The sequence below is a fragment of the Candidatus Zixiibacteriota bacterium genome, assembly GCA_026397505.1.
Lineage (GTDB): Bacteria > Zixibacteria > MSB-5A5 > GN15 > PGXB01 > JAPLUR01.
Map to the genome: position 1 here is coordinate 18,723 of JAPLUR010000047.1, position 19,171 is coordinate 37,893.

At 50.2% G+C, this 19,171-nt stretch carries 13 protein-coding genes and 1 pseudogene; 6 read left to right on the forward strand and 8 right to left on the reverse strand.

From position 1 onward, the window contains the following. Positions 1-71: 71 nt before the first annotated feature. The 3 genes and pseudogenes from NT002_03770 to NT002_03780 all read left to right on the forward strand — a co-directional run bounded on the left by NT002_03770 (position 72) and on the right by NT002_03780 (position 3,658). Entirely contained in the window at positions 72-1,385 is a 1,314-nt protein-coding gene (locus NT002_03770) for an Nramp family divalent metal transporter (protein MCX6828382.1), read from the forward strand. Positions 1,386-1,390: 5 nt separating this feature from the next. Beyond that, a complete protein-coding gene (locus tag NT002_03775) occupies positions 1,391-2,347 on the forward strand; it encodes a universal stress protein (protein ID MCX6828383.1) in 957 nt (318 codons plus the stop codon). 127 nt (positions 2,348-2,474) lie between these two features. Continuing rightward, positions 2,475-3,658 (forward strand): annotated as a pseudogene (locus NT002_03780) (MFS transporter). A 798-nt stretch (positions 3,659-4,456) separates the two neighbouring features. Here the strand turns inward: NT002_03780 and NT002_03785 are convergent. From NT002_03785 to NT002_03815, 7 genes are all read right to left on the reverse strand, one after another. Beyond that, the gene (locus NT002_03785; GenBank protein ID MCX6828384.1) at positions 4,457-5,212 is read right to left on the reverse strand and encodes a hypothetical protein; all 756 of its coding nucleotides are present in this window, start codon (positions 5,210-5,212) and stop codon (positions 4,457-4,459) included. A 650-nt stretch (positions 5,213-5,862) separates the two neighbouring features. Then, entirely contained in the window at positions 5,863-6,060 is a 198-nt protein-coding gene (locus NT002_03790; GenBank protein ID MCX6828385.1) for a hypothetical protein, read from the reverse strand. 615 nt (positions 6,061-6,675) lie between these two features. Further along, the gene (locus NT002_03795; GenBank protein ID MCX6828386.1) at positions 6,676-6,933 is read right to left on the reverse strand and encodes a hypothetical protein; all 258 of its coding nucleotides are present in this window, start codon (positions 6,931-6,933) and stop codon (positions 6,676-6,678) included. Between the two features lie 60 nt (positions 6,934-6,993). Then, a complete protein-coding gene (locus NT002_03800; protein ID MCX6828387.1) occupies positions 6,994-7,953 on the reverse strand; it encodes a hypothetical protein in 960 nt (319 codons plus the stop codon). Between the two features lie 198 nt (positions 7,954-8,151). Further along, a complete protein-coding gene (locus NT002_03805) occupies positions 8,152-10,218 on the reverse strand; it encodes a sigma 54-interacting transcriptional regulator (protein ID MCX6828388.1) in 2,067 nt (688 codons plus the stop codon). 43 nt (positions 10,219-10,261) lie between these two features. Beyond that, positions 10,262-10,603 (reverse strand): hypothetical protein, encoded by a 342-nt coding sequence (locus NT002_03810; GenBank protein ID MCX6828389.1) that lies wholly within the window; start codon positions 10,601-10,603, stop codon positions 10,262-10,264. A gap of 45 nt (positions 10,604-10,648) precedes the next feature. After that, positions 10,649-11,029 (reverse strand): hypothetical protein, encoded by a 381-nt coding sequence (locus NT002_03815; protein MCX6828390.1) that lies wholly within the window; start codon positions 11,027-11,029, stop codon positions 10,649-10,651. Positions 11,030-11,481: 452 nt separating this feature from the next. Here NT002_03815 and lysF point away from each other — a divergent pair, with 452 nt between their 5' ends. From lysF to NT002_03830, 3 genes are read left to right on the forward strand one after another with little or no spacing between them, the layout of a single operon-like run. Further along, complete coding sequence (lysF, locus tag NT002_03820) at positions 11,482-13,458, forward strand: homoaconitase (protein MCX6828391.1); 1,977 nt, start codon at positions 11,482-11,484, stop codon at positions 13,456-13,458. Between the two features lie 15 nt (positions 13,459-13,473). Beyond that, positions 13,474-14,814, forward strand: coding sequence for an MFS transporter (locus tag NT002_03825; protein MCX6828392.1), 1,341 nt, complete (start codon positions 13,474-13,476; stop codon positions 14,812-14,814). Positions 14,815-14,863: 49 nt separating this feature from the next. Next, the gene (locus NT002_03830; GenBank protein ID MCX6828393.1) at positions 14,864-16,231 is read left to right on the forward strand and encodes an MmgE/PrpD family protein; all 1,368 of its coding nucleotides are present in this window, start codon (positions 14,864-14,866) and stop codon (positions 16,229-16,231) included. Between the two features lie 77 nt (positions 16,232-16,308). On the opposite strand, the gene NT002_03835 is transcribed toward NT002_03830, so the two are convergent. Then, positions 16,309-18,921 (reverse strand): hypothetical protein, encoded by a 2,613-nt coding sequence (locus NT002_03835; GenBank protein MCX6828394.1) that lies wholly within the window; start codon positions 18,919-18,921, stop codon positions 16,309-16,311. Positions 18,922-19,171 lie beyond the last annotated feature (250 nt).

A 19,171-nucleotide genomic window follows, 5' to 3' on the forward strand; every position in this document is an offset into this window, starting at 1 on the left:
ACAGAATTGCCTTCGTATAATAATGTTGATCTGATTTTAAGGAATTTCGCAGATATGCATGGAGCGAATTAATGAAGCCGGATGAGTCTCCCGATCAGGAGCCGGTTTTGACAAAAGATGCCGCCACCGTGCGCGCCGCCACGGCGATTCTCGACGGCGAATCCAAAAAAGGATTCTTGCGCCGTCTTCTCCCCTTCATGGGCCCGGCTTTTGTTGCCAGTGTGGCCTATATGGACCCGGGGAATTTCGCCACCAATATTCAGGGCGGCGCCAGACTCGGATACATGCTTCTCTGGGTGATTGTGGCCAGCAATCTGATGGCAATGCTCATTCAGACCCTTTCGGCCAAACTCGGTATTGCCACCGGGCTGAATCTGGCCGAGCACTGCCGCGAGCAGTTTTCCCGTCCGGTCGTCCTGGGGATGTGGGTTCTGGCCGAGATTGTTGCCATGGCGACCGACCTGGCGGAGTTTCTGGGGGCGGCCCTTGGTTTCCAGCTTCTTTTTGGCATTCCCCTTTTCTGGGGGGCCATTCTTACGGCCATAGCCACGATGATAATTCTGAGTCTGGAGCGATACGGGTTTCGGCCGCTGGAAGCGGTCATCACCACTCTCGTGGGAGTTATTGCAATCTGTTATCTGGTTGAGACTATTCTGGCCCGTCCCGATTGGGGCGCTATCGCCTATCATGCGGTTGTTCCGCAATTCAGCGGGACAGAGAGCATTCTGCTGGCTTCCGGGATTCTCGGCGCAACGGTCATGCCGCATGTCATCTATTTGCATTCAGCGCTGACTCAGGGGCGAATTGTCACGCGCGATCCGAAACTTCTGAAGCGTCTGTTTCATTTTGAGGTTGTTGATGTCGTGGTTGCACTGGGCGTGGCCGGACTTATCAATGCCGCCATGCTCATTATGGCTGCCTCGACTTTCTTCGATGCCGGATTGAGCCATATTGCCAGTATTGAGGAAGCGCACCTGACCCTGAGCCCCCTTGTCGGGAAAGCCTCGGCATGGGTTTTCGGAATTTCACTTCTCGCCTCGGGATTATCCTCTACGACCGTGGGTACCATGTCCGGGCAGGTGATTATGAAGGGATTTCTCCGCCGTCAGATATCGGTCTGGATTCGCCGCCTGGTGACGATGGTTCCTCCTCTGGTTGTAATAGCCATTGGTCTGGATCCGACACTCACTCTTGTTGTCAGCCAGGTTGTACTTAGTTTTGCCATACCGTTTGCTTTGGTGCCGCTCCTGTTATTTACTTCGCGCAAGGAGATAATGGGGGGCTTGGTAAACTACAAGATTACTACGATTTTGACGGCGGCGGTGGCGGGCTTGATTATTTGTCTTAACCTCTTTCTAATATATCAGACCTTTTTAGGAGGTTGATTTGCATGGCCACGAACGAAAACAAATCATATCCGGAAGCGAACAACAAGAGCATTAAATATTTGGTGCCGCTGGACGGCTCCGGTATGGCCGAATCGGTCATTCCGGTAGTGGAATCACTGGCCAAATCATGCGGAGCCACAGTCATACTGCTGCATGTGATCGAAAAGAAGGCGCCGGCGACAGTCCACGGTGAAAGACATCTCACGGAAGAGGCGGAAGCGGATCGATATCTGAATAGCATAAGTGCAATTTTCCGTTTTTCGGGGGTGGCCGTGGAGAATCATGTTCATGCCAATAAAGAGGGTGATGTCGCCGCCAGCATCGTGCAACATGCCGAAGAGATGAATCCCGACCTGGTGATCATGTGCACTCATGGTCGGGGCGGCCTGAAAGGATTCCTTTTCGGCAGTATCGCCCAGCAGGCGCTGCAAAAGGGAACCTGGCCGATACTTTTGGTTCCTCCGTCCGCGGATGGCAAGAGAGCCGCATTCAAGCCGGCCCGGATTCTGGTTCCTCTTGATGGAACACATCGTCACGAACCGGCACTGGCGCAGGCTTTCCCAATTGCAAACGCCTACAAGGCGGAGATGCACCTGGTGATGGTTATCCCGACTGCGGCCAGGCTTTCGGGCGAGGGGAGCGTGCCGGGAAAATTCATGCCCCGGACCATGAAGGTTGTCCTTGATCTGGCCGAGCAGGGTGCGAATGATTATTTGCGGCAGATAGCGGGCGAGTGCCAAAGTGAAGGAGTAAATATCGTAACCAGTGTCCTTCGCGGAGATGCTGTCCCCAAAGTACTTGATCACGCCGTTGAAATCGCCGCCGATCTGATTGTCATGGCCAGTCATGGAAAATCCGGTCTGAATGCCTTCCTGTCCGGAAGCACGGCTGCCCGTATTGCGGGAAAAGCGGCTCGTCCTCTGCTTCTGGTGCGAACCAGTGATACAGAAAAATCCTGAGAACACGCATCCGATCTGAAACCAGACAGAAAGCCCTCTGCTGCAAATACTGCCTTGCCCGGAAAGTAAAAGCGAGTATATTGTTATATTGATGTGCAGCATATTTGGAATATATTTGCTTTGAAATATGGCCATTCCCAGGGAATCAACCGGTAAATCACTCAGTTGGCGTTTTATCTTAAGGGCACTGAAGTACCGCAATTACCGTCTCTTTTTCGGCGGCCAGGGGATTTCTCTCATAGGAACATGGATGCAGCGGCTGGCGGTCAGTTGGCTGATTTACCGCCTCACCGGCTCTCCGTTCCTTCTGGGGATCGCCGGTTTTGCCAGCCAGATACCGACTTTCATTCTGGCCCCGGTGGCCGGAGTGGTCGCCGATAGATACAACCGGATGCGGATTCTCATCCTGACCCAGACATTGGCGATGTTTCAGGCTCTGATATTGGCGGTCCTGGTTCTTACCAATGCCGTTGAGGTTTGGCATATTATTGCCTTAAGCCTTGCCCTGGGGGTCATCAATGCCTTTGATATGCCCGCGCGGCAGTCACTGGTGGTGGAGATGATTGAAAATCGTGAGGATCTGGGGAACGCCATTGCTCTGAATTCTTCTATGTTCAACGGCGCCCGCCTGATCGGGCCGTCACTGGGCGGGATACTCATTGCGACGGTTGGCGAAGGGATTTGTTTTCTAATCAATGGACTCAGTTTTATTGCCGTGATCATTGCTCTTCTCTACATGAAGATTAACGCCCATCCTGCAGAGAATAAAGGGACACGTTTTTTGCAAGGGCTTAAGGAGGGGTTCGTATACGCGTTCGGCTTCCTGCCGATTCGTTCCATACTACTGCTCCTGTCCCTGGTCAGTTTGATGGGGATGCAGTATGCGGTGCTGATGCCGATTTTCGCCAAAGATATTCTTCACGGCGGCCCCAACACGCTGGGATGCTGCCGATCGGCTTTGGCCTGATGGTGCAGATGGCGGCAAGCAATACGGTGTTGCAGACCATTGTCGATGATGACAAGCGCGGCCGTTTGATGAGCATTTACGCCATGGCCTTCATGGGCGTCACGCCGCTGGGTAGCCTTCTGGCGGGAAGCATGGCCAGCCATTTCGGCGCCCCGGCCACCCTGATTGTGGGAGGGGCGGTCTGTATTTTGGGGGCGGCGGCTTTTGCCCGAGAACTGCCGCGTATCAGGAAACAGATTCGCCCGATTTACCAGAGAAAAGGGATTCTCCCTCTGACAATACCAATCAATGAATCGATTGGGGGGATGCCGGCCCAGCCGGGGCCGGGGGAAAGACCGATATAAAGCTACACCGGCTATTCCGGCGGGTCTGAGGACCCGCGCGGCACAATAAATGTGCAGCGGTGGGGGCCAGGCACCGCGGTAAAATGGGTTTGTCTATTAAATTCTTGTCCCTCCAAAAAATATAATCACTTTCTGCTTATTTGTTGCCGGAAAAGGGCTTGGGTGGTCGGGAGAGGTTTGGTAAAATGGGTTTGTTTCTTCGTTTTTTAAAAGTGTCATTTTGCCCCCTCCGGTAGAAAAAATACAAAAATAGGGTGTTTTGGGAAGTAAGGCCGCTTGGAATTGATCTCTTTTTGTTTTCCGACATATTAATAACCTGAGCATTAGTGGCTCTAATAATGGGGATGGAGGGCAAATCACCATCGATTCGATGTGGATTTTGCAGAGGGTGAGGAAAAGTTCATCCCCAAGCCGTCCGCTCGAAGCGAACGGCCTGGGAATGCCACCCAGCCGTTCACGATGTGGCTGCCGTGGGGGAATGCAACCTCGGCGAGTTTCAGGCTGTCAGGAGAGACTCCCACTGCGAGGGAAGGCGCAAGTGTCGAAACCGCAAGGGTTTCGATCTACCCGACTAGCTTTGTTTCGTACGATACCGCCGGCGAATTGTCCGGGTTATCAAAAGGTCAATCAAACCGATTAGCGGACCACAGATCAAGCCGAGCAGTATCAAAAAGGGCAAACTCAGCTTTTCCATTTGAAAGAAATGATATGGAATAACCAAAGCAAGCCCATATATGATTCCCCTGACCAGGTAGGGCAAATTACCCTGTAGCAATCAATCCTCCTTTGTTGACATTGTTATCTTAACAATTGATCAGCGGCGCAACCAAGCATAGAGCCGAAGGCACTGCCGCCGCAAGCTAAGCCCAAACAACCCAAATATCCGGCGGTAGAGGCAATACAAATAATGCTGGATGCACCGCAACCTGTAATGGCACGTGAAAGACTGCACTTTAGCCATGATTTCCAACGCCACTTTGCGGCCATAGGATAATTAGGGTATAAGTTCATTGAATAGGTGGGCATATAACCATATAGCCAGAGTTGATAATCACCCATGTCCTGCATTTCAAAGCCATCTCTTGCGACGGAAGATAGTAATTGCGACTGGATACACCACCCAATGTCCGGATTGCTGACCTGCGTGACATATGCAGCGATAGTGCTGTCGCCCGGCATCTCCATAGCCAAGATCAATATTTCCACCGATATCAATGAATCTCTGTCCGGATATTCTGCTTCACCTTCGACGATGAAACTGTACTGATATGCCAGACGGAATCCCTGCTCCTCAAAGAATTTGATCTGAGTATTTGCAGGTTCACTTTGTGCCCCCTGCATAAGCCGGGTCGCACCACCGTTGTCCCATGTCACCATGGTGCCTCCGCCTCCCGTGCCATCGGCAAACCAGTCCTGACGATTATGTTTCAGCCAATCACTCTGATTCATTTTACGCGTGCTTTCCATGCCACTCTTGCCACAACTCAGGATCAATGCCACTGCCATTAAGGCAATCATCGATCCAATAAACAACGATCTTCGCCTGCGCATCATGATTTCCTCCTTCATAATAAATAATGATTAAATCTCTTGGCAATATCTAATTGCCATATTTCATTTTTATATTTTCCCATTCTCTCCTTTCCTATGGCGGGTCAAGGCAATTGATCGGACAGATGCCCCATCTCTCGATTTGAACACCGCCCGCCTTTCGGCGGGCGGCTTCCCTGTCAACCCGAATGGAGGTGAGTCCTCTTACCCTGCTCAGGCCGGAGGCACAGAAATGGTTTTGTTCTTTCAGATGCCGAGAGCAGGCTGGAGCCTTGGCCTTAAGCGCTGAACAGCCCGCCCCGGCTATCCTCAATGGTCCGCCAAATTGGGCTCATGACAGACCAGCAATGCTCATATCAAAAGCGATGCCAACCGAAAGCAGGCACGTCGATATCGCGATAATATGTTGAACAATAAAGAATTAGGTTGGTATGTTTGAAGAGAGGGCTATTCCTGAGCCAGGATGCCTGCGTAGTCTACGCAGGCATCCTGGCTCGCGCTGCGCAGACTACGCATCCAAGTTATTCCGAGGCTTGATAATGTATTCGCTGCTGGATAATTACAGATATGACACGATGAGCTGCCCCACCGGCACAATTAGAGAAGCCATTTGACCAGCGTTAGCCCGACACCAATAAGCACGCCACCAGCCGCTACTTTCCTTCGCCCCGTTTCTTCAATCGGCTATCGATTAGTATCGAAACGGTAAGCGCTATATAAATGGCGAAAATAGCGGCTAAGTCATCGCAGAACCCTCTCCTGATGGCGTGCTTAATAAGGAAAAGAACTGGTATGGCAACTATGACACCCAACAAGGTTGAAAGAATGAAACGACCAGTTGCTTTTGCCATTTTCGCATTGCTCCTTTATCAAATAGGATATCACCAAATATTCGAATATTATTCTGGAAACATAATAATATTGTACTAGTCAGCCAGCATGCTAAGCGCACATACCACATATGAGATAGCCACAGCGCTTATAAAGTTAGGACCTAAATGGATGCCAACCTCCCGCCTTTATGATCAATTTCAGCGTTGTTGAGATCAGTCAATATTACACCAATAAATTGCGCCTAATAATGCACCAGACGCCCAAAATCCAATAGCTAATAGATACAATTTATAGCCCTCTGGGGAAAACCAATCCTTCATCTTCCAAACGGGCCTGATATATTTCATACGAATACTTCCGAGCGCAAACGGCGGACAAGATTCAGTACGACGTCTTAAGGCAGGCACTATAGCAATTATACCTGCAATTTCCAATAGCAGTGATAACACAAGCAATAGAATCATATATGTTTCCTGTGCTTAAAGAATCCTACTTTTACTTCATACAAAATATCTATTCATTACCCACATATTCCTTTAATATGGCCGATTCCTTGCATTACGCAATATAATTTAACAATGGCCTCAATCAAAGATGGCGATAAGTACTACGGAAATTGCACATGCCGTCCCTTATTTAAAAGGGAAGTCAAATCCGCCGCTGATGATCAGAAGCACGACTCCTATCATAATACAGGTGTAGCTTGTAAAGTAGAGTTTAACACCTGTCGGCGTAAACCATTCATTTACTTTCCATGGCTGAACCCAATGAATAGGGTTATATGACGGCATTGGTGGCGCATTGGCCGCGCGATGTTTCCGGGCCAGAAATCCGAGCACTAATCCCATCACCAGAAATACTGCACACAACAATAACAGAAAAGTATTCATACCATATCCTCCACTACTCATAATTGTTTCTGATGATCATTTGTCTTATCGCCGTCCTTTTTACAATATTTTCACTAAAACACATACGACCACACCTATTGAACATCCGACACATACTATGTTGGAAAAACCGCCAAATGGGCATTTGAGCACTATACACTCGTAAACCATGTGACAAATGAGTTCCCATGGGATTTCTGTTTCCGGGTACATGGTTTCGCCATGAGGCATTTCAAGCCTGTGTTCGGTATAAATGCGGGAAGCCAATTCCTTGCTCTTAATCAAATCAATTACCAGTTGGGCATCAGAGTTATTGTACAGTGAATTTGATGTGTCGTTAAATTGGTTAAATTCCTCAATGGTCCCGATAATTTCAAGGTCTTGAGCAGCATATTTGGCCAGGTTGCGCTCATTGTAGCGCTCATATGAATATACCTGGTCCCTCAATGATGCAATTCTGCTCACATCATCAGTGGGAAATGCAAATGCCCTGCGCATGCCGTTTAATGTGTAAGTTTCAGTGAAGAGATGCGGCTCTCTTTTCTGTTCGATAACCAGTTCATCAGATTCGGTTTTCTCCGTCACCCAGAAATGCGTGCTGTCGCTGCGATCAAATTCGCACCCTAAGGCCCATTTAAGATGCTCGCGCTCGTCAATCAAGGTGGCACGCCAGCATCGATAGGTCGTAGGAGTGGCATAAGCCTCAATAATCAATTTGCGATTTTGAGGAGACTGGGTGTTCTCATATGCCATTATATTAAAAGTGGCTTTATTAGCTGCAGTGTCAATATTATAGGACAATATATCCACTTTTCCGACCGACAAACTGACGGTGAGCAACGGCGGTTTCTCGCAATCAATTTGTTGCTGCTCTCCGATCGCTTTCATTTGCGTGGCCGAGGTGGCGTTTTTACCACCATCTTTTTCCGTGATCGGCGTTTCATTACAGCCGGTAAGCAATTGCATCATAATGCAAATACTCAATGCGGCGATACAAACCATAGTGGATTTGAGCTTCATGGCAATTCCTCCTTTGTTTAGAGCCATTTCCCGAATTATGCCTAAGCCAAATCCGTACCAAGTTTGGAAGACTATGCCGCCACATTCATAACTCCAATATTGTCATGATGTTAATTATACAAGTCATAGCATTGACTTTAGAACAGCTAAGTTGCACTTGCGTAGTCTACGCAGGCATCCTGGCTCACAGTGCGTAGTCTACGCATCGGAATCATTGCCGATATCGTATTTTCGCATTTGATAGCGCACCCCACCCTCAGTAAGGCCCAGCCGGCGGGCCGCCTCGCGCTGATTCCAATCCGATTCCTGAAGTGTCTTAAGCAGTTTCTCCCTGTCAGTCTGATTCCCTTCAGACAAAAACTCAAGCATCCTGCTTATATCCCCACTGCAGGTCAGGCAGAGACGCCGAACCTCTACCCGCAACTCCCGCACATTCCCCGACCAGGGGCGGGTCTGAAGAATGCTACAGATTTCCTTAAAAGCATCATGATTCCCATCAGACGTAGGATCAAAGCCGCCTTCGGCAAGAAAATGAGAGATTAGAGCCGGGATGTCGTCGCTGCGCTCCGACAGCGGCGGAAGTGAAATCGGTATCTCATTCAGACGGTGATAGAGATCGGCCCGAAACCGGCCGCTGCGAATTGCCTCCTCCAGGTTTTGATTGGTCGCTGCGATCACCCGAATATTCAGTTTGGTCGGCTGCGTGCTCCCCAGCCGACGAACCTCTCTGGTCTCCAAAACCTCCAGAAGTTTCGCCTGAAACTGCGGCGTCGTATCGGCAATCTCATTCAAATAAAAAGTGCCGCCTTCGGCCGTTTCAAACAAACCCGGCTTATCCTGTGGAGCCCCAGTGAATGCCCCTTTCCGATACCCAAACAACTCCGATTCAACCATCCCCTCCGGTATCGCCGCCGCATTCACCGAAACGAATTTGCCCGCCCGCCCCGAACAAAAGTGGATATATTTGGCCAACTGGTCTTTCCCCGTACCGGTCGGCCCGGTCAACAAAACTGTCATCTCTGAGGCGGCAATATTCTCGGCCAACGCCCGGATTTTCCGAGTCGTGGGATGTTCCGCCACAAAAACAGGACACGCCCCGCCGGAGGGACGAGGAGCGGGGCGTGCGGGTGTTACCGTCAACACGGCATTAACTTTCTCTATGTACGGCCGGATATCTTCCGACTCAAAATATTCTTTCGCCAGATAAAGGAGGGCCGCCTTCTCGCCATTGCCATACAATCCGGAGACAGCCGCCAGGTAGCGGGTGGCCGCCAGTTCATACCGGCTGCTTATTTGAGCGAAAAGGTCAATTGCTTTTTTGAACCATTCTTTGGCTTTATCTTTTTCCCCTCTTTGAAGGGCAGTCTGAGCGAACACCCGCCAACAAGCGGCAATTTCGGCCCGCTCGTTGATCTTCTCGGCGACAATTAATGCTTCCTCGGCATATTTCTGGGCCAAATCGTACCTCTTCAGGCCGAGATAAGCATCAGCCAGAAGCCGTTTGGTTTGGGAGATAAGGGCCGACTCGGGGGCGATTTTAAGCGAGAGTTCCAGCCCTGATAGAAGCGCCTTCTCCGCCTCATTGAATTCCCCCGCAAGGATATGTATCCAGCCGAGGAATTCATAATACTGCGCCTTTTCACGCTTTAGATCGCCGGACAATTGTGTCGTCTCAGCTATGAGCTGCTTTGCTGGCCCAATATCACCAACGTGGGCCATGACTAGGGCACAGCGCAATTTATGACGATAGGTGAAATCTGCTGTAGGATTGTGCATATGTGCTGCTGTGCAATTGAATAGTGAAAGTGCGCTTTGCAGTTGGCCCGAAATAAAATATACCATAGCAAGATTATGGGTCAGACTTTTAACTTTTTCCTGGTCATTTGACTGCTGATATAGGTCAATGCATTGCTTGAGAAGATTGATAGAAGCGTCAATTTCGCCGGATAAACCTGCAATAAATGCTAAACGATTTAGTGAGGCTGCAGCGCCTCCGACATCATCGCATCGTTTATAGCTTCCGTACGATTCGAGAAAACATTCGCGCGCTTCGGCATGATTTCCCATCGCGACGTAGACCCTGCCGAGCAGGAATTTGGCTTTGGCGTATCTATCGGTCCGAATACTATACCTGTAATGCCGGATGGCGCTATTGATGATGGGGAGAAGATCATAATCGCCAAGTTGAAGACCTATCTCGGTCTTCAAAATGCAATAATGGGCATAGTCGTCAGGCAACATTGACTTAGCATTGAACTTGGTCAATTCTAAAGAAGCTGCTCCGAAATTCCTGTCTTTCAGGAATTGCTCAATTGCGGAGAATAGAGATATGTATGTCTCTTGTTTCATTTCCCGGCGTAATTACCTTCCAGTAGGAAGGAAAAATAAAGGTTTGATTCGTTATGGCCCTGATAATGTTGATGATTGTATGGCCTTCGTCGCCATTATTTCCGTTATAAATATTGGGCGCTATTCTGCAAGGAGAAGTGGAGTGAGACAGCAAAACATCTTCCCACGGATAATCCCACAAAATCGGATTGTTAATGGGCTGCACATTTCTTATTCTATTGCCGCCATCAGCTAGAACAGGTGGGGAAAACAAAATCCATATCACCGCCCCCAGCAGCAAAGCAAACATTATCTTTTTCATAACTTTCGCCTCTTCCTAAAGGTTTATTAAGGCCACTAAACCTCATCACCGGCGGCCCAAATCGCCGGCATTTATATCTGTGTCGAAACTCCCGACCAAGGGGTCGGGACAGGCGCAGGGGTTTCGACCTATCTTAATCAACGAAAAATCAAATCTTATAGAGAAATATATATAAAGCATATTGCCTATAATGTTTCTCGGGGGAGTAGTCACGCGGTCCTGCGTAGCAATCCTTATGTTTGACAACGCGATGTCAGATAGTGATGGTGACGCACCATCCAATTCCTGCCACGGGTGTTCTTCAAGAGTAGGATCATGGATTGATATCACATTTCTTATTCTATTACCCCCATCAGCAAGAATGGGTGGGGAAAACAACATCCATATCACAGTCCCCAGCAGTAATGCAAACATTATCTTTTTCATAATCATCACCTCATTCAAAAGGTTTATCTTGGCCACTAAACCTCATCACCGGCAATCCAATCCACCGGCATTTATTCTCTGTCGAAACCGCCTACCGCCAGCGGGGTTCGACCTATTGCGCTTCAACATCGCGGGAGGGCCGGGCCAAAAATGCTGAGTCTGAAAACCAGTGTCGCTGATTGCAGGGTAAGGTTGTTGCCACCGGCATTCTCCCATTCGGATTTCTTAGCCTATCTCTATAACTAAGATGATTTTTATTAAGAATTTGTCAAGCAAAAAATCACCTTAAGTGCCTGTCCAGCTTAAAATATAGCCTTTACCCCTGTCAGAACCTGACAGTTGAACTTGGAATTAATCGGCTTTTAAAATCGCGCTTTACTTTTGGGCGGGTTCCGGCGTATCTTGGGGCGGAGTATTAAAGCAAATAGCCTTTTAAACCAAAGGTGTCAAATATGAGACCACAGAATTTAATTGAAAAAATAGCGCAACGTTTCGCGGTCGGCCTCGACCAGGGACATCCGGTGCAGACAGGCGATTATCTTTCCATCCGCCCGGCCTATTGCATGACCCATGACAACACCGGTGCGGTTATCCCCAAATTCGAATCGATTGGAGCGACCAGAATTGCCGACCCGCGCCAGTTGGTTTTCGCGCTCGACCACAATGTGCAGGATACGAGTGAAGAGAATCTGAAAAAATACGCCAAGATTGAAGCGTTCGCCAAGGAACACGGCATAGATTTTTATCCCGCCGGCCGAGGGATTGGACATCAGATAATATGCGAAGAGGGTTACGCCTGGCCGGGGACACTGGTGGTTGCCTCCGACAGCCATTCCAACATGTACGGCGGGCTGGGATGTCTCGGAACGCCGATCGTTCGCACCGATGCCGCCTCTATCTGGGCCACTCGGCGTACCTGGTGGCAGGTTCCGCCGGTAGCTAAAGTGGAATTGATCGGACAGCTTCCGGTGGGGGTGACCGGAAAAGATGTCATTATCACCCTGTGCGGTCTCTATCATAACGATGAGGTCTTGAATCATGCTCTCGAATTCACCGGTGATGGGTTGGCTTACCTTTCCGTAGAACAGCGTCTTACGATTGCCAATATGACGACCGAGTGGGGCGCACTCGCGGGTGTCTTCCCTATCGATGAAGTTACATACGATTATCTCAACAAGCGGGTCGAATATGTCGCCAAGCGAGGACCGGCCGGGGTAGTATCGGATGAGGACGGCGATGGCGCGCATCCGCGGCTCAACGCCCCCCGGATTGCGGCTCTTCGGCGCGATCATACGAAGGCCGATCCCGGAGCTTTTTACGCCAAAGAGCTGACTCTGGATTTATCCATGGTACAGCCTTTTGTCGCGGGACCCAACACCGTCAAAGTGATAACGGCGGTCAGCGATATTCGGAAAAAGAATGTTAAGATAAACAAGGCCTATCTAGTTTCCTGTGTCAACAGCCGCACCGAGGATATTTCCGAGGCGGCGGCCATGGTGCGGGGCAAAAAAGTGGCCGAAGGGGTGGAGTTCTACATTTCGGCCGCCTCGAGTGAAGTTCAGGCGGAAGCCGAGAAGCGGGGCGATTGGCAGGCGCTCATTAAAGCGGGCGCCATTCCACTTCCCTCCGGTTGCGGCCCCTGTATAGGTTTAGGGAAAGGGATTTTGCAGGATAACGAAGTTGGCATCTCGGCCACCAACCGCAATTTCAAGGGGCGGATGGGTTCCAGCAGCGCCCAGGCTTATCTGGCCTCTCCGGCGGTGGTCGCCGCCTCGGCCATAGCAGGCAAAATCGACTTTCCGGGCGATTATCGTTCCAAATTTCCCAAAGGTCAAATACGCAGCGCCCGAAGAGCGGCCGCCGGAACCAGCGAAGTGCAGATAATTGAAGGATTCCAGGAGACAATCGAAGGGGAACTCATTTTCTGTCATCAGGACAATCTCAATACCGACGGTATTTTCCCCGGCAAGTATACTTATATGGATGATTTTACGCCCGAGCAGCAGGCCTCGGTGGTAATGGAAAACTACGACCCGGAATTCGGGAAAATGGTGGAGAAAGGGGATATCCTGGTCGGCGGATTCAATTTCGGAACCGGCAGTTCCCGCGAACAAGCCGCCACGGCACTGAAATATCGCGGCCTGAGTCTGGTGCTGGCCGGCTCTTTCTCTGAGACTTTCAAACGCAATGCACTCAATAACGGGTATCTGGTAATTGAGGCGCCGGAACTGATCGACGACCTGAAAGAGCGACTGGGAACCAAGAGCCTGACAGTCCGCACCGGCATCGAAGCCATGGTTGATTTCCGCCACTCAGTGGTTCAGGCCGACGGTAAGAGATACCGCATAAGCCCGATGGGAGGGGCCGCTCAGGAACTGGTTATAGCCGGCGGGCTGGAAAACTGGGTCAGGGCAAAACTCGAACGATAAGCGGCGTTGAGCGACGTGCAACAGGAAGAGATTGGCTTGCAACCCGACCGGCCACCGGCCGAGATTCCGACCAAACTTCTAAACAAGAATTTTCTGATTCTCTGGCAGGGGCAATTTATCAGCCAGATGGGTAATCAGGTTCATGCGGTGGCAATGATGTTTTGGATCAAGCATGCCACCGGCTCGGCCACATTGATGGGAGCATTGCTGATGCTTGCCAGCCTTCCGGGCGTGCTGTTGGGGCCGCTGGGGGGTACTTTCGCCGACCGGCATTCACGACGTAAGATAATTATTTTCAGCGACCTCTTTGCCGGAGTGGCGGTTCTCTCGCTGGCCATACTGCTGTTTTACCTCCCCACCAGAACCGAATTGATCATTATCTGGCTGAGTTCCGTATCCGTCATTTTGAGCGTAATAACGGCAGCTTTTGGCCCGGCTATCGGAGCCTCCATTCCCGATCTCGTTCCAAGAGATAAGATCGCCGCGGCCAATTCCTGGCGGCAGTCATCATATCAACTCTCATCATTCTTCGGTCAGGGGGCAGGAGGCATTCTATTCAGAGTCCTCGGAGCGCCGGTGCTGTTTCTTTTCGATGGTTTAAGTTATCTGCTCTCGGCGACCTGCTGTCTTTTCGTAAATATTCCGCAGACATTCCCCGAAAAGGCGACCGGTTTCAGGGAAGTCATCCGGGCCTTCAAGAGCGACACTATCGAGGGAATGCACTATGTCTGGAAACGGAAAGGGATGCGCGATCTGTTCTTTGCGGCGACTTTGATAAATTTCTTCTTTTCTCCGTTCGCCACTCTTCTCCCCTTTTATGTCGAGGATAACCTCAAAGCGACTTCGGACTGGTTCGGTTACATGCTGGCCACACTCGGTGTCGGCGCTCTTCTCGGATACTTTTTCGCCGGCTCGGTAAAACCCTCGGGACGGGGCCGAACTATAATATTTGTCAGTTGCCTGATTGGCATTGCCGCTGCCTTTATCGCTTTCGGAATAAACACCGGCACCTATACGGCGCTGTTGTTGATGTTCATATTCGGGTTTCTGAGCGGTACGGTTAATATTTATGTGGCCACTATCCTTCAATCAACGACGCCAAGTGAAATCCGCGGCCGGGTTTTTGGCCTGCTCGGTGCTATTTCGGGCGGTCTAATGCCGATTGGCATGGGTCTGGCCGGGGTGATAGCCGACCTGACAGGCAAGAATATCCCACTCATATTTTCCATTTGCGGTATCATATCGCTGCTTGTAACGATTTTCCTTGCTACTCTAAGGGATTTTCGTGAGTTTGTGGCCTTCGAGCCCGGCAAGGACGACCAATCCGGAAGTACAATAGCACCTGATTCCGTATGACGATTAGAGAATATTTATGTATAGAACATACAATCAGAGAGGAATTATTATGGAGCACTCAATATCACGGCAAATAGCCGAATTCGCGGTCGATTTGCGATACGATGATCTGCCCGAGAAAGTGGTGCACGAAGTCAAACGGTACCTCTATGATTCTATCGGATGCGCCTACGGCGGTTACCATACCAAAGATGTAAATATCCTGCGCGATATTTATCTGGGTATGGGCGGAAGCGGAGAAGCGACCTTGATAGGATTTGGCGACCGGATCCCGGCGGTCAACGCCACGCTGGTAAATTCGCTCATGATACGCGCCCTCGATTTCAACGACATTTATTGGAAAGAGGATCCTTCGCATCCCTCCGATATCATTCCGGCGGCTCTATCCACGGGCGAGATGATGGATGTGTCGATGAAAGATGTCATCACCGCTATTGTCCTGGCGTACGAATTCGAACAGCGTCTCTGTGAATTTGCCGTTCCGGGCGTTCGTGAGCGCAAATGGCATCATGCCACCTTGACCCAATTTGTTTCCCCGATCGTAGCCGGAAAAATACTGGGCCTTACGGTTGACCAGATGGTGCATGCCATCGGCATCAACGGCGCCCATAACCATACGATCGGCTGCCCCACCGCCGGGCAGTTGACCATGATGAAAAATACGGTCGACCCGATGGCGGTGCAATCCGGTGTCTTTGCCGCCCTTATGGCAAAAAAGGGATATACCGGGACAGAGAAGGTTTTCGAGGGCAAAGAAGGGCTGATGGATGTTTTTGGCCCCCAATGGGCGATAGAGAAACTCACGGGGGGACTCGGGGAGAAATATAAAATTCTCGAATGCAGTATGAAAGCATTTCCGACCGAGGCGCTGACCCATACCCATATCACGGCGACTCTGAAAGTGGTCATAGGGCACAATATCAGTTACGATCAGATTGAACGGGTTACCGTGACCACGATCGCCCGCGCCTGCGACATTCTTTTCGACCAACACAAATATCGCCCCCGGTCGCGCGAAACGGCCGACCACTCTCTGCCTTATTGTATCGCCGCCGCCCTGGTCGACCATCAGGTCACCACGCAGTCGTTCTCCGAGGAAAAACTTCAGGATAAGCGGATATGGGAAGTAATCGACAGAATCAAGGGAGAGGCCTCGATGGAGTTCGAAAAGATGTTCCCGGCCAAGCAACCCTCAAAGGTGGTGGTTAGGACCAAGGACGGCCGTGAATTTTCGGAATATCTTGAATATCCCAAAGGGGACCCGCGGGAGCCGATGACCACGGAGGATCTCGAGGCAAAATTTGACGCCCTTTCTTCAAAGCTCCTTTCTCCGGAGCGCCGAAAGGAAATTCGGGAAGTGATTTTTGCATGCGAGAAAATGAAGACGCGGGATTTCATGCATCACCTGACAGTATGATTTATCGAAAAATAAGAAGGCGGTCCATAAATGGGCCGCCTTTCACATCCGGATGATATTTATCGCCGCAGGTCAGATCACAGGATTAATACCAATTTCCCGATCTGATTGCCAAATTCCGATTCGACCACATAGTAATATATGCCGGAAACGGCCGCCTGTGTATTGCGGGTGATCAGGTCCCATTCATCGTGCATACTTCTGGGGGAATCTTTCGGCATATCATGATCGATCTCTCTGACCAGATCGCCGTCAATAGAGAAAATCCTGATTTTGCACTTATGCGGCAGATTTGTAAAATGAATACGGCGCACACGGTCGTCAGCCATTTCCTCCTGGCCTCGTCCCTCAAAGCCTCCGCCTGCCTCTTCACGATAGTTGGCATCGATACGATACGGGTTGGGATAGACGACCACCTCGAGGCCCTTCGATTCAACCAGGCTGCTCTGATACTGGGCATATTCGGCCACCATATTCGCCGAATACTGGCTTTCAAGTGATTCCAGACCGCTGCCGGGAGAGCCGTAATCAAAAGCGGTTACCGTAACATAGTATAACTGCGACGGCAGCAGGTGTTTAATTGAATATTCATATTCATAATATTTGAATTTCCCGTCTTCGGTCAGTTCTTCCGGATGATAAACTCTGGTCGAGTCGAAATTCAGAATGGTCGGAGGATGCTCATCAGGATAAACCTTATGAATCAGAGTGGTGTCGTGCAAATTGGAGACATTCCAGTCCTTCTTAATGAAATAGAAAAACGAATCGCGCCACTCGAAAAGATTGTCGCGGTCAAAGCGCAGCGGGTCGAAATATTCGCCATACAGGGTTCTCAGAGAATCCAGCGAAAAAGGGATATCTTTCAATTCGAAAAATCGCCGAAGCGGATTCCAGATATATTTCTGATAATCGTCAACGTCGCAGGAGGCCACCATGACAAAGTCGGAGGATTTTGGTGAGAGCGATCGGTAAACCCGATATCCCTCGAAATCAACCACCCCGCTGAACACATCTCTTTCTGTCTCCGAACGCAAACCGTTCCAGCGGATGCGCATCTCCCCCTCATTATAACTGTTGATACTTGGGTAGACTTTCAGAACCGGCGCCGGAGGCGGAGAGGCGCCGCGAAAATCGGGGACACCATCCCCCTCATAGAAATTGGTATCGGCCCGCAGATAGACGATGGTTGTTTCAATGACCGGCGAATCCCCGGTAGTATCGATCCGGAGCATCGAGTCTAAAACGCAAATACGATATTTACCCTTATAGCCGTCGCCGTCGGTATCATACCCCGGATTGTCATATATCCATGAGGCCCAAAGAGAATTGCGGCCGAGGTCCTCGAAATTCATGTAGTTATAATAGACTTCCGGAAAACTGGGGTTGAAGAGATTTCTGAACGCATTGCAGTCAGTATAGAGATTTTCGCCGGCGATATAGGCGAGGCTCATCGGAAGAATTTCGCCGGGGGCGATATCGAAGGGGCCCCAGGAGAGAAGATAACGAGTATCATATCCATCGGCAAAATCGGCCGCTTCTTCCGATGGCGGCAGCCAGCCTTCCGCGGTATTATCCTTGGCACTGAATAACTGGTCATAATCAAATTCGACATGCCTCATAACATAATATTTGTTGCGGTCACCTTCCGGAGTCCCCAGAAACCCGCCGAAATCACGGAATGGATCCTCCGGAGTGCCGGCCAATCGGGGACCGAAATCGCTGGCGGCATCACCGTTGGAAATCCACCAGTTGAACGAATATTCGAGAGAATCGGAAGGGGTCCGGATCACCCGCGAACCGGTCAAGGAGGTCAGCGAATTGTTCTCCGAGAAAGGACAGGGGTCACCATTGTCCTGCTTGCCGTCATTATCGGCGATCCAGGCAACATTGATGGTGTCGATAAAACCACATCCAAAAGGAGAAGGAGTAGCCCGCCGGAAACCGCATATATCATCGGCATACCCCGTGGCTCCGCCTGGCGAGTTAGTAACATCGGCATCAACATATACCCCCATACATACTTTTTTCAGCGGCTTGCGTCCGATATTTTTTATGGAATAGTCAAAAAGGACAAAATCCTCGGCATAGGAATAACTCCACGCATATGATCTCTGGGTAACTTCGATATTAAGGGGAATATGCGGGCGGTTGTCATAAGGATCCATCTCGACCAGACTCGGCCGGGTCACGGTATCAGTATATATGGCGATATAATCCTGTTCCGAGACAGCCAGAGAATCGTCCGGATCCGCAATAGAATGATATTCAACCCTTCCTTTCGGCCAGGGATCGGGCCAGAGTTCCTTGGTGAAATGCCAGCCATCGGCTCCAACCGTGACCAGTGTATCACGGTCAACGATGGCACCTATCCAGAAAGCGCCCGCAAAGAGATAATTCAGACGCCCGGGGTAAGGATAGATACAAGAGGGCGCCGGGCCGCCGGTCAGCGGGTCGGCCACTCCCGAAATGAAACCTGTTCCAAAATGCCCCTGATTGGAGACGGTCAGACCAATCTTGCCGATATTGTGCACCCCCACACTGACATACGGCTCATCGGCGGAAATCTTGCCGACAACAGGTAACGGAGAACTTTCGGGAAGAATCGTTCGCGCCGAGGTCATCCAAGGTGATAACCCCCAGATAAAGACCAGTGCAATCAATAGAAATCGCCAGCTATTATATTTTCTCATAAAATTCTTCCCAACCATATATAATTTGCCTGTAAATCAATCCAATGAACTTTCATTCCTCTATCGGATAAGACGACTTTGAAGGGAAATTTAACTAATTGAGGCTTATTTTGCAAGACCGAACAATAACCGGAGGCCGAAAAAACGGCCGGGGCATTGGAGAAGACGGCTCAGCCCCTTTGCAGAATCCGGGAGGAAAGGGCAAAAGAAAGGCAGGCTGATAAGGCCTGCCCGGAAATTGGAAAGTATA

Bases quoted from the DNA above. Each gene is read 5' to 3' on its own strand.
- NT002_03810 (MCX6828389.1), bottom strand. From the start codon at position 10,603: ATGAAAAAGATAATGTTTGCTTTGCTGCTGGGGGCGGTGATATGGATT.
- lysF (MCX6828391.1), top strand. From the start codon at position 11,482: ATGAGACCACAGAATTTAATTGAAAAAATAGCGCAACGTTTCGCGGTC.
- NT002_03785 (MCX6828384.1), bottom strand. From the start codon at position 5,212: ATGATGCGCAGGCGAAGATCGTTGTTTATTGGATCGATGATTGCCTTA.
- NT002_03795 (MCX6828386.1), bottom strand. From the start codon at position 6,933: ATGAATACTTTTCTGTTATTGTTGTGTGCAGTATTTCTGGTGATGGGA.
- NT002_03790 (MCX6828385.1), bottom strand. From the start codon at position 6,060: ATGGCAAAAGCAACTGGTCGTTTCATTCTTTCAACCTTGTTGGGTGTC.
- NT002_03830 (MCX6828393.1), top strand. From the start codon at position 14,864: ATGGAGCACTCAATATCACGGCAAATAGCCGAATTCGCGGTCGATTTG.
- NT002_03770 (MCX6828382.1), top strand. From the start codon at position 72: ATGAAGCCGGATGAGTCTCCCGATCAGGAGCCGGTTTTGACAAAAGAT.
- NT002_03775 (MCX6828383.1), top strand. From the start codon at position 1,391: ATGGCCACGAACGAAAACAAATCATATCCGGAAGCGAACAACAAGAGC.
- NT002_03800 (MCX6828387.1), bottom strand. From the start codon at position 7,953: ATGAAGCTCAAATCCACTATGGTTTGTATCGCCGCATTGAGTATTTGC.
- NT002_03835 (MCX6828394.1), bottom strand. From the start codon at position 18,921: ATGAGAAAATATAATAGCTGGCGATTTCTATTGATTGCACTGGTCTTT.
- NT002_03815 (MCX6828390.1), bottom strand. From the start codon at position 11,029: ATGAAAAAGATAATGTTTGCATTACTGCTGGGGACTGTGATATGGATG.